This is a genomic window from Mycolicibacterium chengduense, from assembly GCF_033741155.1.
GTDB lineage: Bacteria > Actinomycetota > Actinomycetes > Mycobacteriales > Mycobacteriaceae > Mycobacterium.
Window position 1 is genome coordinate 620195 of record NZ_JAWQNH010000002.1, and the last position, 15034, is coordinate 635228.

The 15034-nt window shown below is 69.0% G+C and carries 13 protein-coding genes; 8 read left to right on the forward strand and 5 right to left on the reverse strand.

Annotated features, from left to right (window positions below):
• Positions 1-25 precede the first annotated feature (25 nt).
• Complete coding sequence (locus SBI67_RS08525) at positions 26-1147, forward strand: TDT family transporter (RefSeq protein ID WP_318980124.1); 1122 nt, start codon at positions 26-28, stop codon at positions 1145-1147.
• 157 nt (positions 1148-1304) lie between these two features.
• Here the strand turns inward: SBI67_RS08525 and SBI67_RS08530 are convergent, their stop codons facing one another.
• Positions 1305-2603, reverse strand: coding sequence for an acetyl-CoA C-acetyltransferase (locus tag SBI67_RS08530; protein ID WP_266047541.1), 1299 nt, complete (start codon positions 2601-2603; stop codon positions 1305-1307).
• 46 nt (positions 2604-2649) lie between these two features.
• On the opposite strand from SBI67_RS08530, the gene SBI67_RS08535 reads away from it, so the two are divergent.
• Both SBI67_RS08535 and SBI67_RS08540 read left to right on the forward strand, forming a co-directional pair.
• Positions 2650-4002 carry a 3-oxoacyl-ACP reductase gene (locus tag SBI67_RS08535; RefSeq protein ID WP_318980125.1) on the forward strand — a complete coding sequence of 451 codons (1353 nt, stop codon included), beginning with the start codon at positions 2650-2652 and terminating at the stop codon, positions 4000-4002.
• Between the two features lie 5 nt (positions 4003-4007).
• A complete protein-coding gene (locus tag SBI67_RS08540; RefSeq protein ID WP_318980126.1) occupies positions 4008-4853 on the forward strand; it encodes a MaoC/PaaZ C-terminal domain-containing protein in 846 nt (281 codons plus the stop codon).
• An 18-nt stretch (positions 4854-4871) separates the two neighbouring features.
• Here SBI67_RS08540 and SBI67_RS08545 read toward each other — a convergent pair whose 3' ends face one another.
• From SBI67_RS08545 to SBI67_RS08555, 3 genes are read right to left on the reverse strand one after another with little or no spacing between them, the layout of a single operon-like run.
• Complete coding sequence (locus SBI67_RS08545; RefSeq protein ID WP_318980127.1) at positions 4872-5474, reverse strand: TetR/AcrR family transcriptional regulator; 603 nt, start codon at positions 5472-5474, stop codon at positions 4872-4874.
• Positions 5475-5511: 37 nt separating this feature from the next.
• Positions 5512-6378 (reverse strand): MurR/RpiR family transcriptional regulator, encoded by an 867-nt coding sequence (locus SBI67_RS08550; RefSeq protein WP_318980128.1) that lies wholly within the window; start codon positions 6376-6378, stop codon positions 5512-5514.
• 5 nt (positions 6379-6383) lie between these two features.
• Complete coding sequence (locus tag SBI67_RS08555) at positions 6384-7175, reverse strand: class II glutamine amidotransferase (RefSeq protein WP_318980129.1); 792 nt, start codon at positions 7173-7175, stop codon at positions 6384-6386.
• 124 nt (positions 7176-7299) lie between these two features.
• Here SBI67_RS08555 and SBI67_RS08560 point away from each other — a divergent pair, with 124 nt between their 5' ends.
• From SBI67_RS08560 to SBI67_RS08580, 5 genes are read left to right on the forward strand one after another with little or no spacing between them, the layout of a single operon-like run.
• Positions 7300-8616 carry a type I glutamate--ammonia ligase gene (locus tag SBI67_RS08560; RefSeq protein ID WP_318980130.1) on the forward strand — a complete coding sequence of 439 codons (1317 nt, stop codon included), beginning with the start codon at positions 7300-7302 and terminating at the stop codon, positions 8614-8616.
• A gap of 24 nt (positions 8617-8640) precedes the next feature.
• Positions 8641-10122: an APC family permease gene (locus SBI67_RS08565; protein WP_318980131.1), complete on the forward strand. Its 1482-nt coding sequence runs from the start codon at positions 8641-8643 to the stop codon at positions 10120-10122.
• Positions 10119-11408, forward strand: coding sequence for an aspartate aminotransferase family protein (locus SBI67_RS08570; protein ID WP_318980132.1), 1290 nt, complete (start codon positions 10119-10121; stop codon positions 11406-11408). Before SBI67_RS08565 ends, SBI67_RS08570 begins: the two co-directional genes overlap by 4 nt.
• Entirely contained in the window at positions 11395-12561 is a 1167-nt protein-coding gene (locus tag SBI67_RS08575) for an amidohydrolase family protein (RefSeq protein WP_318980133.1), read from the forward strand. The genes SBI67_RS08570 and SBI67_RS08575 overlap by 14 nt, the downstream gene beginning before the upstream one ends.
• Entirely contained in the window at positions 12558-14009 is a 1452-nt protein-coding gene (locus SBI67_RS08580) for an aminotransferase class I/II-fold pyridoxal phosphate-dependent enzyme (protein ID WP_318980134.1), read from the forward strand. The genes SBI67_RS08575 and SBI67_RS08580 overlap by 4 nt, the downstream gene beginning before the upstream one ends.
• A gap of 6 nt (positions 14010-14015) precedes the next feature.
• Here SBI67_RS08580 and SBI67_RS08585 read toward each other — a convergent pair whose 3' ends face one another.
• Complete coding sequence (locus SBI67_RS08585) at positions 14016-15029, reverse strand: alcohol dehydrogenase catalytic domain-containing protein (RefSeq protein WP_318980135.1); 1014 nt, start codon at positions 15027-15029, stop codon at positions 14016-14018.
• Positions 15030-15034 lie beyond the last annotated feature (5 nt).

Here is a 15034-nt window from a genome sequence, read left to right on the forward strand (position 1 = left end):
CACGCTTCCTGTTGAATGTCGCACCATGACCTCTGAGCAGTCGCGGCTCGGGAACTTCGGGCCGAACTGGTTCGCATCGGTGATGGGGACGGGCATCGTTGCTACCGCGGGCGCGACATTACCGATTCACGTCCCCGGCTTGCGCGGGTTCACCGAAGCGGTGTGGGTGGCGGCCGCGGTGCTGCTGGTCGTGCTGGCGGTGGCGGTGACGGCGCAATGGGTGCGCCACCCGACCGTGGCCCGCAGCCATGTGCGCCATCCGCAGATGACGCATTTCTACGGCGCCGCACCGATGGCACTGCTGACCGTCGGGACCGGCGCGACCCTGGTGGGCCGGGACCTGGTCGGCGAGCGACTCGCCGTGGACATCGACTGGCTGTTGTGGACCGCGGGCACGATCGGCGGGTTGTTCACCGCCATGACCATCCCGTTCATCATGTTCACCCAGATCGACGTCGGTCCCGACGCGGCGTTCGGCGGCTGGCTGATGCCGGTGGTGCCGCCGATGGTGTCGGCCGCCGGCGGCGCGCTGCTGATTCCGCATATGGCGCCGGGCACCGGCCGCACCACCCTGCTCTACGGCTGCTACGCGATGTTCGGCCTGTCGCTGATCGCCGCGCTGATTATCATCAGCATGATCTGGAGCCGGCTGGCGCACTACGGGACATCCGGGACGGCACGAGTGCCGACGCTGTGGATCGTGCTGGGACCGCTGGGGCAGGGCATCACCGCGGCCGGGCTGCTCGGCGCGAATGCCGCGCTGGCGGCTCCGGCCGACGTGGCGACCGGGATGCGGGTGTTCGCGGTGCTGTTCGGCGTCCCGGTGTGGGGTTTCGCCGTGTTGTGGATAGCGCTGGCCACCGCGCTGACCGTCCGTACGTTGCGGCGCGGCATGCCGTTCGGGTTGACCTGGTGGAGCCTGACCTTCCCGGTCGGCACGTTCGTCACGGGCACCACCCAGCTGGCCGCCCACACCGGGCTGCCGGCGTTCCGGGTCGCGGCCGTGGCGGCCTATATCGGCCTGCTGTGCACCTGGACGCTGGTGGCGGTGCGGACCGCGCGCGGGAGCCTGGCGGGCAGCCTGTTCGCGCCGGCCGCGGCGGGGCCGATCAGGGCGTCGAAGCAGCCAAGAAGAACCGAGAACTAATCCGGGGCGAGCGAAGCGACGGGAAAATCAAAAGAGCCCCGTGTTGCCGTCGGGTCGGGGGGTCAGACGGCAACACGGAGCTATCCGGTGTATCGACGCACTTGGGGGCCGCGTTACAGGTTTCCGGAAATTTCTTTCGAAATTCTTTCCGGCCTGGTCAGGCTTCCAAGATCGCTGTCACGCCCTGGCCGCCCGCGGCACAGATCGAGATGAGGCCGCGCACCGGCTGACCGGTTTGCTTCTTCTTCTCGGCGAGCTGCTTGGCCAGCTGGGCGACGATCCGGCCACCCGTCGCGGCGAACGGATGCCCGGCGGCCAGTGACGAGCCGTTGACGTTGAGCTTGCTGCGGTCGATGCTGCCCAGCGCCTGATCCAGGCCGAGGCGCTCCTTGCAGTATTCGTCGGACTCCCAGGCGGCGAGGGTGGCCAGCACCACCGACGCGAATGCCTCGTGGATCTCGTAGAAGTCGAAATCCTGCAGGGTCAGGCCGTTGCGGGCGAGCAGCCGCGGCACCGCGTACGTGGGCGCCATCAACAGCCCGTCGGGTCCGTTGACGTAGTCGACGGCGGCGGTCTCGGCGTCGACGAAGTACGCCAGCACCGGCAGGTTGCGCTCGGCCGCCCATTCCTCGCTGGCCAGCAAGGCCACCGACGCGCCGTCGGTGAGCGGGGTGGAGTTGCCGGCGGTCATGGTGGCGTCGCCGTTGCGCACACCGAAGACCGGCTTGAGCTTGGCCAGTTTCTCGGGGCTGGACTCCGGGCGCAGGTTGTTGTCCCGGTACAGCCCCAGGAAGCCGGTGACCAGGTCGTCGAAGAAACCACGGTCGTAGGCGGCGGCCATGTTGCGGTGGCTGGCGGCAGCCAGCTCGTCCTGGTCGACGCGTTTGACACCGAATTCCTTGGCGGTGATGGCGGCGTGCTCGCCCATCGACAGGCCGGTCCGGGGCTCCCCGTTGGTGGGGATCTCCACGCCGATGGCGGCGGGCAGTTTGCCGACCAGTTTGAGCCGGTCCAGGTTGGACTTGCTGCGGCGCAGGCTCAGCAGCACCTGGCGCAGGTTGTCACCGAAGGCGATGGGGGCGTCGGAGGTGGTGTCCACGCCGCCGGCGATACCGGAGTCGAACTGACCCAGTGCGATGCCGTTGGCGACGGCGATGGCCGATTGCAGGCCGGTGCCGCAGGCCTGCTGCAGGTCATAGGCGGGGGTGTACGGCGACAGTGCACTGCCCAGCACACATTCGCGCACCAGGTTGAAGTCGCGACTGTGCTTGAGCACCGCGCCACCGACGACCATGCCGATGCGCTCACCGGAGAGGTTGAAGCGGTCGACGAGTCCGTCCAGGGCGGCGGTGAACATATCCTGATTCGAGGCGTTGGCGTAGGCGCCGTCCGAGCGGGCGAAGGGGATCCGGTTACCACCGAGGATCGCGACGCGGCGAGAATTCGTGTTAGCCATATCCCAATGTTACCCGGCGTTCTTACTCTGGAGTAAGTTAGATCCCATGGCTTCCGATTTGTTCACCCAAGTGGTCAACTCCGGGCCCGGATCGTTCCTGGCCAAGCAACTGGGCGTACCCCAGCCCGAAACCCTGCGTCGTTACCAGCCGGGTCAGCCGCCGCTGGCCGGCTCACTGCTGATCGGCGGGGAAGGCCGCGTGGTGGAACCGCTGCGCGCCGCCCTGGCCGGCGACTACGACGTCGTGTCCAACAACATCGGCGGGCGCTGGGCCGACTCGTTCGGCGGGTTGGTGTTCGACGCCACCGGTATCACCGAGCCGGCGGGCCTCAAGGCGCTCTACGAGTTCTTCACCCCGGTGCTGCGCAACCTCGGACCCTCCGGCCGGGTCGTCGTGATCGGCACGACCCCCTCCGAGGCAGCGACCCCGCACGAGCACATCGTGCAGCGCGCGCTGGAAGGCTTCACCCGCTCACTGGGCAAGGAGCTGCGCCGCGGCGCGACCGTCTCGCTGGTGTATCTGGCCGCCGACGCCAAGGCGGGCGCGACCGGCCTGGAATCCACGCTGCGCTTCATCCTGTCCGGCAAGTCGGCGTACGTGGACGGCCAGGTGTTCCGGGTCGGCGCCGCCGATTCGGTACCACCGGCCGACTGGGACAAGCCGCTGGCCGGCAAGGTCGCCGTGGTCACCGGAGCCGCCCGCGGCATCGGTGCGACCATCGCCGAGGTGTTCGCCCGGGACGGCGCCGCCGTCGTGGCCGTCGACGTGCCGCAGGCCGAGGAGGCCCTGCGCCAGACCGCCGACAAGGTCGGTGGCACCGCCCTGACGCTGGACGTCACCTCCGACGGTGCGGTCGACGCCATCATCGCCCACCTGAAGGAACACCACGGCGGCACGCTGGACGTCCTGGTGAACAACGCCGGCATCACCCGCGACAAGCTGCTGGCCAATATGGACGAATCCCGTTGGGACGCCGTCATTGCGGTGAACCTGCTGGCCCCGCTGAACCTGACCGAAGGCCTGGTGGCCGCCGGCGCGCTGGGTGAGGGCGGCCGGGTGATCGGACTGTCGTCGATGGCCGGTATCGCCGGCAACCGCGGGCAGACCAACTACGCCACCACCAAGGCCGGCATGATCGGCATCGCCGAAACCCTGGCGCCGGTGCTGGCCGAGAAGGGCATCACCATCAACGCGGTGGCCCCCGGGTTCATCGAGACCAAGATGACCGAGGCCATCCCGCTGGCCACCCGCGAGGTGGGCCGCCGGTTGAACTCGCTGTTCCAGGGCGGCCAGCCGGTCGACGTGGCCGAACTCATCGCCTACTTCGCCAGCCCGGCATCGAATGCGGTGACCGGCAACACGATCCGGGTCTGCGGCCAGGCCCTGCTGGGGGCGTGACCGGCATGGCTGAGCAGCCCAACGGCCTGCTGAACATGGCGCGGGCGGTGGCCGGTGCGCTGCCGTTCGTGCCGCGCGGTGACGGCCTGCCGGACCGGACGGTGCATGTCACCGATCTGCGCATCGACGCGGCCAACGTCGCGGCCTACGCCCATGTGACGGGCCTGCGCTTCGGTGACACCGTGCCGCTGACCTATCCGTTCGCACTGACCTTCCCGACCGTGATGTCCTTGGTCACCGGGTTCGACTTCCCTTTCCCCGCAATGGGTTCGGTACATATCGAGAATCAGATCACCCAGTACCGCCCGATCGCGGTCAGTGACACCCTCGACGTGGCGGTGCACGCGGAGAACCTGCGTGAGCACCGCAAGGGCCTGCTCGTCGACATCGTCACCGAGGTGAAGATCGGCAACGACGTGGCCTGGCACCAGATCACCACGTTCCTGCACCAGCAGCGCACCAGCCTGTCCAGCGAACCGCGGCCCGAACCGGCCAAGGCGCCCAAGCTGCCGCCACCGAACGCGGTGCTCTCGATCACGCCGGGGCAGATCCGCTCGTACGCGGCCATCGGCGGCGATCACAACCCGATCCACACCAACTCGTTGGGCGCCAAGCTGTTCGGCTTCCCCACCGTGATCGCGCACGGCATGTACAGCGCCGCCGCGGTGCTGGGCAACATCGAGGGTCAGCTGCCCGACGCGGTGGCCTACCACGTGAAGTTCGGCAAGCCCGTGCTGCTGCCGGCCAAGGCGGGGCTGTGGGTGGACCGGGACGCCGACGGGTGGGAGCTGGCGCTGCGTCACCTGAAGAAGGGTTACCCGCACCTGACCGCGACGCTCCGGGGGATCTGACCGGGAAAAGGCCTTTGCTCAGGCCTTCTCGGATGGACGGCCCTTGAGACCCCGCCAGAACAGGTTGATCATCAGCTCGGTGGCGTCGTTCACATCGGCGTCACCGGTGCTGACCCGGTCGGCGATGGCCTCGCCGGCACCCACCAGCGCCACTGCCATCATGTTGAAATCGGCGTCAGGCTCGGGATTACGGGTGCCGGACTGCAACAGGCGGCCGACCAGGTCGATGATCCGCTCGCGACCCTCCCGCACGGTGTGCGCGAAGGCCTGCGAACTGGTGGCCTGACTGTAGAGCACGATCCACGACGACCGGTTCTTGTCGATATACCCGAGGAACGCCCCAACGGCGTTGCGCAGCATATCTTTCGGACTCAGCGTGAAGTCGATGTCGCCGCGCACCACCTCGACGAACCGGTTCAGTTCGCGGTCCAGGCAGGCGCCGAACAATTCCTCCTTGGAGCCGTAGTACAGATACAGCATCGGCTTGGAGATCTGGGCCTGCCCGGCGATGGCATCCATCGACGTCTCGTGATACCCGTTGATGGAGAACATCTGCACGGCAGCGTCGAGCATCTGCTGCTCACGCACCGCGCGCGGCAACCGCTTCGTTCCACCTGCCATCCGTCCAGGGTAGGCAATGCCCGGCCCGGCTCCCCACTCAGGACAGCAACTCGCCGCGGCGCTGCTCCTCCCACAGCGCCATCCTGGTCCTGGCCGGCTCACCGATCGCGTCCATCACCAGCGGCACCAGCAGTTCGGTCAGCAGGAAACCGGCCGCCATGCTCTGGTAGGTGGTCCCCACCGTGCTGGAGGCCGCCAGCACCACCTCGGCGTCCGGGGCCACCGGACACGCCAGGTCATCGGTGATCAACAGCACGGTGGCCCCGGCCCGGTGCACCCGGCCCGCCAGCTCGGCGGCGCTGCGCTGGTAGCGGTGGTAATCGAACAACACCAGCACATCGGAGCGGTCCAACTCCAGCAGCGCCCCGAGGTCGGCGCCGGTCGGATCCGCCAGCACCCGCAGCCCGGGCCGCAGCTGTTCGAGATGCGCGGCTAGGTGCACCGCCAGCAGGTGCGAGAACCGTCCGCCGTGCAGATAGATGGTCCTGTTGGTGTCCGCGAGCAGCGCAACGGCCGCCTCCAGCGCGGCCGCGGGCAGTTGAGCCAGCGTCTCGGCGGCCCTGTCGTTCTGGGCCCGGCCTTGCTGCAGCAGCCGGTCCAGCGGGCTGCCGGCCGGCGGTGCGTCGGGCAGCCGGGTGATCGGACCGCTGGAGCGGGCCGACAATTCGGCCCGCAGCGCCACCTGCAGGTCGGCGAAACCGTCGTACCCCAGGGACTGCGCGAACCGCAGCACGGTCGGCGGACTCACCTCCGCGCGCTGCGCCAGCCGGGCGGCACTGGCCAGCCCGGCACTCGGGTAGTCGGCCAGCAGCGCACGCCCCACGCGCCGTTCGGCCTTGGACAACGTGGACAGCGCGGCACTGGTTCGCTCCGCAACGGATTCCGGGTGCTGCGCGTCGGCCACGGATGTCAATCTGCCACGACGGGCACGGTCGTCATCGTCAGGTCCCGCAGCGAGATCGCGGTGACACTCTCCGGCGGCAGCGGCTGCCAGTCCAGGTCACCGAACCCGGTCGATCCGACGACCAGGGCACCGCTGCCGGTACGGGCCCAGCGCAGGCCGAAATAGTCCTCCAGATGTTCGGTGGGCAGGTCGGCGGCGGTGATCTCGGCGACATCCTCGACGGACAACGTGCTGCGCGCATTGGCATGCACCGCGATGAGATGGCCCTCGCCGAGGATGAGGGCGTTGAGGCTGGCGTCGGGGTGGGGCGCGCGCAGCCGGGCCACGGCGGCACGCACGGCCGCCGCAAGATCGGGGGCACGTCGCCGATAGGCCCTGATGACGGCGAAATAGCGTTCGCTGTCGGTGGTGCCACCGAGCGTGCCGACGAGGTCGGGTTCCAGCAGGGCGTCGAGCGCGTCGGTCGGTTTGATGGACCCGTTGTGCGCCATGGCCAGCCCATCGGCCAGGAAGGGGTGCGAGTTCTCCGGTCGCACCGCGAGTCCACTTGTGGCCCAACGGAGATGAACCATCGTGGCGCTGGATCGCCAGTCGCGCATGACGGCCGCGAAGTCGGGATCGTCGACTGCGCTGGTGGCGCTGACGTGGACGCGCGGATCACCTCCGTCGGTGGCCGCGACACCCCACCCGTCGCCGTGCACCTTGGTCAGTGCCACGAAGTCCTTCACGACGTGGGCACCCACCGCACCCTCGACGGTGACCGGTTCGGTCGACACCACACCGAGCAGTCGGCACACCGCGGCCCCCTCTCCTCGATTCGCTTCCCAAATTTTACGAATGTTTCTCGGATGGACGCATCTTAAAGACTCTGAAACATTTATGACATAGCGTTCCCCTGGAATCACCCTGGAGGAGGTCGTCATGCCCGACATCAGCGAGCAACTGCGCACGGATCTGCGTGCCGAGGGCGTCGAACTGGTGGCCGGCTCACTGACCGACCTGGCCGGGGTCACCCGCGCCAAGTACGTGCCACTGCGCCGCCTCGATGCGTTCGTGACCTCCGGGATGGGGGTGTCGCCGTCGTGGAGTGTCTTCTGCGTGGACAGCGGGATCGCCTTCACCCCGACCATCGGGGTGGTCGGCGATCAGCGACTGCGCATCGACCCGGCCGACCTGCATGCCATCGGTGACGGCATCGCCTGGGCCCCGGCCAGTCTCGGAGACCAGGACGGTACCGCGGCACCGCTGTGCGCACGGTCCTTGCTGCGCGCCGCCGAGCAGTCGTTGGCCCAGCGTGGCCTGACCGCACTGGTGGGCGCCGAACTGGAATGCACCATGCTGGCACCGGATGGTGGTCACGCCACGGCCGCACCCTGGTCGCCGTACGGCATCCGCACCTCACTGGACCGGGCGACGTTCCTGACCGACCTGGCCGTCGCCGCGGAACGGTCCGGCCTGAGCATCGAACAACTGCACACCGAATACGGCCACGACCAGCTCGAAGTATCGCTGGCACCGACAACGCCGGTGGCGGCCGCCGACGCCGTCATCCTGGCCCGGATCGTCATCGGACGCACCGCGGCCCGGCACGGACTGAAGATCTCGTTCTCCCCCGTGCCGTTCTTCGGTGAAGCGGGCAACGGCGCACACCTGCACCTGTCCCTGGCCGACGCGCAGGGGCCCTTGTTCTCCGGCGGCGACGGACCGCACGGCATGCGCGCCGACGGCGCCGCCGCCATCGCCGGTGTGCTCGACACCTTGCCGGACCTGCTTGCGGTGTACGCCGGTTCGGTGCTGTCGGCGACTCGGCTCAAGCCCGGCAACTGGGCAGGCGCGGCACGCTGCTGGGGGCTGGAGAACCGCGAGGCGGCGGTGCGCTTCGTCGCTGCCACCGCCGGAAACCCGCACGGCGCCAACGTCGAACTGAAGATCATCGATCCCAGCGCCAACCCTTACCTGGCAACGCTGGGCTTCCTGGGCAGCGCGCTGCGCGGTATCGAGCACGGCCTGGCCCTGCCAGAAGAGGTCACCGACAACCCGGCCGGCGTGGCCGAGCCGTTGCCCGCCGACCAGGCACACGCCCTGGACACCTTCGAATCCTCTTCTACCGCTGCAGAACTGCTCACCTCGGCGGTGGTCGAAGGTGTGCTCGCGGTACGACGCTACGAACTGACCACCTACGGCACCCGGCCACCGGACGACACCATCGCCGCGTTGCGGCTGGCCTGGAGCTGTTGACCCCCAAAACCGAAAGGCACCTCGATGAGCACGCAAACCTCACCCGAGCACGATCAACTGACCCGCGGCCGGCTGCCCTTCTGGGTGGCGCTGGCCCTGTCGGTCGCGACCGTCGGCCCGACCTTGGCCATGTCCGGCAACGGCCAGGGTCTGATCGCCACCGTGGGCAAGGCCCTGCCCCTGGTATTCGTCATCGGTCTGGTGGGCGTGGCCCTGGTCGGGTACAGCTTTGTCCGGCTGACCCGCCACCTCAACCATGCCGGGTCAGCCTATGCCCTGGTGGGCGGTACCGTCGGGCCGCGCACCGGGTTCTTCTCCGGCTTCGCGATGCTGGGCGCCTATGTCGGGTTCTCCATCGGGACGCTGGCGCTGACCGCCGCCTTCACCAATGCGTTCATCGCCCAGCTGCAAGCCGGATCCGACCATCCCTACCAGCTGCCGTGGCTGGTCCCCGTGGTGATCGGCGCGGTCATCTCGTTCCTGTTGGCCGGCCGGGACGTGCGGTTGCTGGCCAAGATCCTGCTGGCGATCGAGGGAGTCGGCATCCTCGCCATGGTCGTGCTGGTGATCGTGATCTTCGCCCGCGGCGGAGCGCCCTCGACGGGCGTGGATTTCAGCGTGTTCTCCTTCTCCGGCGGGGTGTCCCCGTCGGCGGTGCTGTCCGGCGTGGTGGCGGCGTTCCTGTCCTGGGCCGGGTTCGAGGCCTGCGCGTCGATGGGCGAGGAGACCGACAACCCGGGCCGCAACATCCCCCGGGCGCTCGGCGGCACCTTGATCCTCACCGGTGTGCTGTTCGTCGTCGTGATGTTCGCCCAGGTCATCGGATTCGGTACGGACGAGGCCGGATTGGCGGCGTTCCAGGGTTCCGGGAACACGCTGGGCGACTTGGGCAGCACCTATATCGGCCAGTGGTTCAGCCTGCTGATCATCTTCACCGCGACGGTGGCCGCCTTCGGCTGTCACATGGCCACCGCGGCCACCTCGGGCCGGATGCTGTACGCCTTCGGCCGCGACGGGTTCGGGCCGCGCGCGCTGGCGCACATCCACCCGTCCACCGGCGGTCCGCGCCGGGCCACCTGGCTGGTGATCGGGCTGGCGCTGGTGGTGGACCTGATCTGCGGACTGACCGGCTGGCCGGAGATGGGCACCGGGAACCCGGCGATCGACACCTACTTCCTGTTCGCCGTCGCCGGGTCGGTGTGCCTGATGGTGTGCTACCTGCTCGTCGAGATCGCCGCCGCCTGGTTCGTCGGCGCACCGAAATTCGTTGCGGTACACGGTGGCCACGGCAAAGTGGCCGGGCTGGTGCTACCCCTGCTGGGCGCCGTGGTGATCGCGGTGGTGCTGTGGTTCAACGTCAAGGACGCCCAAACCTGGACCGCTGCACCGCTTCTGGGTCTGTACTGGTGCCTGGTCGGGCTGGTGATCGCGCTGGCCGCATCTGGGATCGCCAAACGGGTCGGTCAGTCGTTGACCGCCGAACTGCAACTGCCTGGCGCGCCGTGACGGAGACCCTCTACGCCCGTGACGAGGCCGTGATCGCGGGAATCGAGAAACTGCGGTTCTTTCCACTGGAAGTGGTGTCCGGGCATGGCAGCACGCTGGTGACACCGGACGGCCGAGAGCTGCTGGACCTGTCGGCGACGTGGACGGCCTCGGGCCTCGGGCACGGGCACCCGGCGATCGTGGAGGCGGTCAGCAGGGCTGTGCGTACCGCCCCGGGGTCGGGCGGACTGTCCGCCGTGCACCCGGATTCGGTGGGACTGGCCGAAGACCTGCTCGCCCTGGTGCCCGGCGACGGCGAGCGCCGCATCTACCTTGGCCACGCCGGATCCGATGCCAACGACGTGGCGTTGCGGGCCTGCCGGCACGCCACCGGCCGGCGCCGGGTGGTGGCGTTCGAGCACAGTTATCACGGCGGTGTCGGCGTCGCGATGGGAGTGTCGGGTGTACACGTCGACGCCGGCGCGGCACCCGACGCCGACGTGGCATTTCTGCCCTATCCCAACCCTTTTCGGCCGTCCGGACCCGACGATGTCGGACACTGCCTGGCGCTCGCCGAGGAGCAGCTGGCAGCCGGTGACGTCGCCTGCCTGATTGTCGAGCCCATCTTGTCCGACGGCGGGCTGGTGGTGCCGCCCGACGGATTCCTGGCCCGGCTGCACGAGGTGTGCAGGCGCTTCGCGGTGCCGATGATCTGTGACGAGGTCAAGATGGGTCTGGGCCGTCCAGGCACCCTGCACGCTTTCGAGCACGATGGCGTGGTACCCGACATCGTCACCTTCGGCAAGGTGCTCGGCGGCGGCCTGCCGCTCTCGGCCGCGGTGGGGCCTGCTGCGGTGCTCGACGCCCCACCGGCGGCGGCGCTGCTGACGACGGCGGGCAACCCGGTGTGCACGGCGGCCGGCCGGGCCGTGCTGGCGACCATCGTCGGCGAGCAGTTGCCCGAGCGTGCCGCCAGAGTCGGTGCCGTGCTGCGAAAGGCCTTGCAAGAATTGGATTCCGAACACATCGGGGACGTACGCGGTCGCGGCTTGGCCATCGGGCTGGAACTCGTGGACCCGGCCACCGGTGACCGTGCTCCGCGGCTGGCGGCGCAGGTGGTGTACCGCGCCTGGCAGCTCGGCGTGGTGGTGTATTACGTCGGCGGCAACGTCCTGGAGATCACGCCGCCGCTGGTGCTCACCGAGGCCGAGGCCCTGCGGGCCGCGGAGATCATCGGAGCCGCCATCACCGATGCCGCGGCGGGTAGCGTCGATGCCGAGGAGGTGGCCAGTTATGCCGGGTGGTGAGATGCTCGATGTGTTCGATCGCGTGGACGTGCCGGACGAGTTGGCCGACCATCTGCGCACCGTCGCGTTGATCGACCATCACGTGCACGGAGTGTTCGACCAGCCGGTCGATCGCGCCGGTTTCGAGCAGTCGATCAACGAAGGGTCCAACGACCCGATTCCAGACTTCATGACCCAATTCGATTCTCCGCTCGGACTTTCCATCCGCCGCTGGTGCGCGCCCCTGCTTGGCCTGGAGGCCTTCGCCGACGCCGACACGTATTGGAAGCGCCGTGCCGAACTGGGTCCGGCCGAACTGGCCGAACTCCTGCTGCCCGCCGCCGGCATCGAGCGGTGGGTGGTGGACACCGGCTTCAAGGGCGATCTGATCACCACCCCACAGCGGCTGACCGAGCTGAGCGGGCGACCGTCGTCGTCGATCCTGCGGTTGGAACGGCTCGCCGAGGAACTGCTCGAGGACGGCACCGCTGCCGAGGATTTCCCCGCGGCGTTCCGTGCACACCTCGCCGCCGCGGTCGATGACCCGGATACCGTGGGCACCAAGACCATCGCGGCGTACCGTACTGGATTCGACATCGACTGGTCCCGACCATCGGATGCCGAGGTCGTCGTCCACGCCCGCGAACTGGCCGCACGCGGCTCGCTACGCCTGGACAGCCCCGTGCTGATCGCCTTCGGGGTGCACGAGGCCGCCGAGCGCGGCCTGCCGATCCAGGTGCACGTCGGCTTCGGTGACCGTGATTTGGACCTGCACCGCACCGATCCGCTCCTGCTGTTGCCGCTGCTGCGCAGCATGGCGCCTGTCCCGGTGCTGCTGCTGCACTGCTACCCGTTCCACCGGCAGGCCGGATATCTGGCACAGGCCTTCGATAATGTGAACTTCGATGTCGGACTGGGGATCAACTACCTCGGGGTGCGCTCCACCGGGTTGGTGGCCGAGGCCATGGAGACGGCACCGTTCGCCAAACAGCTGTTCTCCTCGGATGCGTTCGGCCCGCCGGAACTGCACGTGCTGGGCTCGGTGCTGTGGCGCCGGGCCATGGGCATCGAGCTGGCGAACTGGATCCGGCACGGCGACTGCACGGTGCCCGACGCCATCCGGATCGTCGACCTGATCGGCGTGCAGAACGCCGTCCGGGTATACGGGCTGTGAACCAGTCGACCGCACCGCTGCTGGATGCGTTGCGCGCCTTCGTCGAACGCGGGCAGGCGCCCTTCTACAGTCCCGGGCACAAGGGCGGCCGATCGCTGGACCCCTGGCTGCGCACACATATCGCCGAGCTGGATCTGAACAACCTGCCCGACCTGGACACCCTGCACTGCCCGGAGGGCCCGATCGCCGACGCCGAGCGGCTGATCGCCCAGGCCTGGGGCACCGGTCAGAGTTTCATCATGGTGCAGGGATCCACCGGCGGGAACATCGCGGTGGCGCTGAGCGCGCTGCGCCCCGGCGAACCCGTCCTGGTGCAACGGAATGCGCACAAGTCGGTGCTGGCCGGGCTGGTGCAATCCGGGGCCCGGCCGGTGTGGCTGGAGCCGCAGTGGGACAACCGTTTCGGCGTCGCGCACGGGCTGAGCGTCGCCGTCGTCGAGCAGGCCCTACGGGACACCGGCGCGACGGCACTGTGGCTGCTGCACCCCACCTACTACGGGACCACCGCCGATATCGTGGCGCTGGCCGCCCTGTGCCGCAGCCACCGAGCCCGCCTTCTGGTGGACGGCGCCCACTCGCCGCACTTCGGTTTCCACGACGAACTGCCCCCGGCCGCCGAACGAAGCGGGGCGGCCGCGACGGTGCAGTCGGTACACAAGATCCTCTCCGGCCTGAGCCAGGCCGCGGTGGTGCACATCGACCCGGCGCAGCTGGGTCCGGCGACGGTACGGCGGGCGTTGCAACTGGTGCAGACCACCAGTCCGCATTTCGCCATCATGGCGTCCATCGACACCGCGCGTCGCGAGATGGCTTGCACCGGAACAGAACTGCTCAGCGCAACGCTGCGCCGGGCGCGGACGGCAGCCGCGCGGATCGCGGCGATCCCCGGGCTGCGCGTGCTGGGCCCGTCCGACGCCACCGGCCCTGGATCGGGTTTCTGCCACCTGGACGAGACCAAACTGTTGGTCGGCACCGGCGGCCTGGCCGTCGACGCCAGGGACGTGCTGACCCGACTGAACCGGGTGCACGGTGTGCAACCCGAACTCAGCGGGCCGGGCCACCTGCTGTGCATCACGACGATCGCCAACACCGATCACGATATGGACCGCTTGGTCGACGGATTGACCGAGACAGCGGCGTATTTCGGGTCACGTACCGACGAAGGCGCCGACGCCGGGCTGGTCGCCGATCTGCTCGCCCTGCGGGCCGATCAGGTGCTGACCCCGCGTGAGGCGTTCTTCGCCGTCGACGAGGCTGTGCCGCTCACCGGCGCGACGGGCCGGGTGTCCGCCGAAGCCATCACGCCGTATCCACCGGGAATACCGTTGGTGATGCCGGGCGAGCGGCTGACCGCCGAGGCGGTGGACCTGCTGCGCGCCTTGGCGACGGCGGGCACCCCAATCAGCGCGTCGGATCCGTCGCTGCAGCACGTCCTGGTGGTGCGCTGAACCGACTCAGATCGTGATGACCCCGCGGTAGCGGGCGCGGCCGTGTTCCATGGCGGCATACGCATCGGCCGCCTGCTCCAACGGGTACTCCTGGATCTGCGCCCGAACATCGTGCAGGACAGCAAAATTCATGGTGTCCTCGATATCGGCGGCGGTTCCCGACGGATGACCGGCCACCGTGAGCGCCGGGTTGATCAGATCCAGCGGGCTGATGGGCAGCGGGTCGGCCGACACCCCGATGACCACCAGCTCGCCACGCGGGTTGAGCCCGCCGACCGTCTGGCCGATCGCGGTGGAGTTGGCGGCGGTGGCCAGCACCACCGCGACACCGCCGAGCGCGCGCAGCGCCTCGCTGACATCCCCGGCGGTGGAGTCGACGTAATGGTGGGCGCCGAACCGGCGGGCGTCGTCGGCCTTGTCGGCGCCGCGCGCGACGGCGACGGTCTCGAACCCCATGGCACGGGCGAACTGGATGCCGAGATGTCCGAGGCCGCCGACACCGAGCACGGCGACGCGGTCCCCGGCGACCGCATGCGTCGAACGCAGGGCGTGGTAGACGGTGACGCCCGCGCAACTCATCGGCGCGGCGTCGACGAAGGACAGACCGTCGGGGATGCGGGCCAGCGCGGTGGCCGGCGCGGTGACCGATTGCGCGTACCCGCCCGGGTACTGCCAGCTGGGTACCTGACCGTTCTCGCAGTGGATGAACTGACCCTTGCGGCATTGCCCGCAGTGGTTGCAGTTGCCGCCGAACCAGCCAACCGCCACCCGATCACCGACCGCGAAACCTTCGACACCGGAGCCGATTTCGGCGATAGTGCCGGCGATCTCGTGGCCAGGGGTCAACGGCCAGGTCAGGCCGGGGAAGTGTCCGGCCACGAACTCGCGGTCGGTGCCACACACTCCGCAGGCCGCCACGTCGATGCGCACATGCCCGGCCGCCGGCGGCGACGTCTCGACATCGACGAGCTCGAGCGGGGCCTGGGCGGAGGCAACGTGTACGGCGCGATGTGTGGTCATGCGCC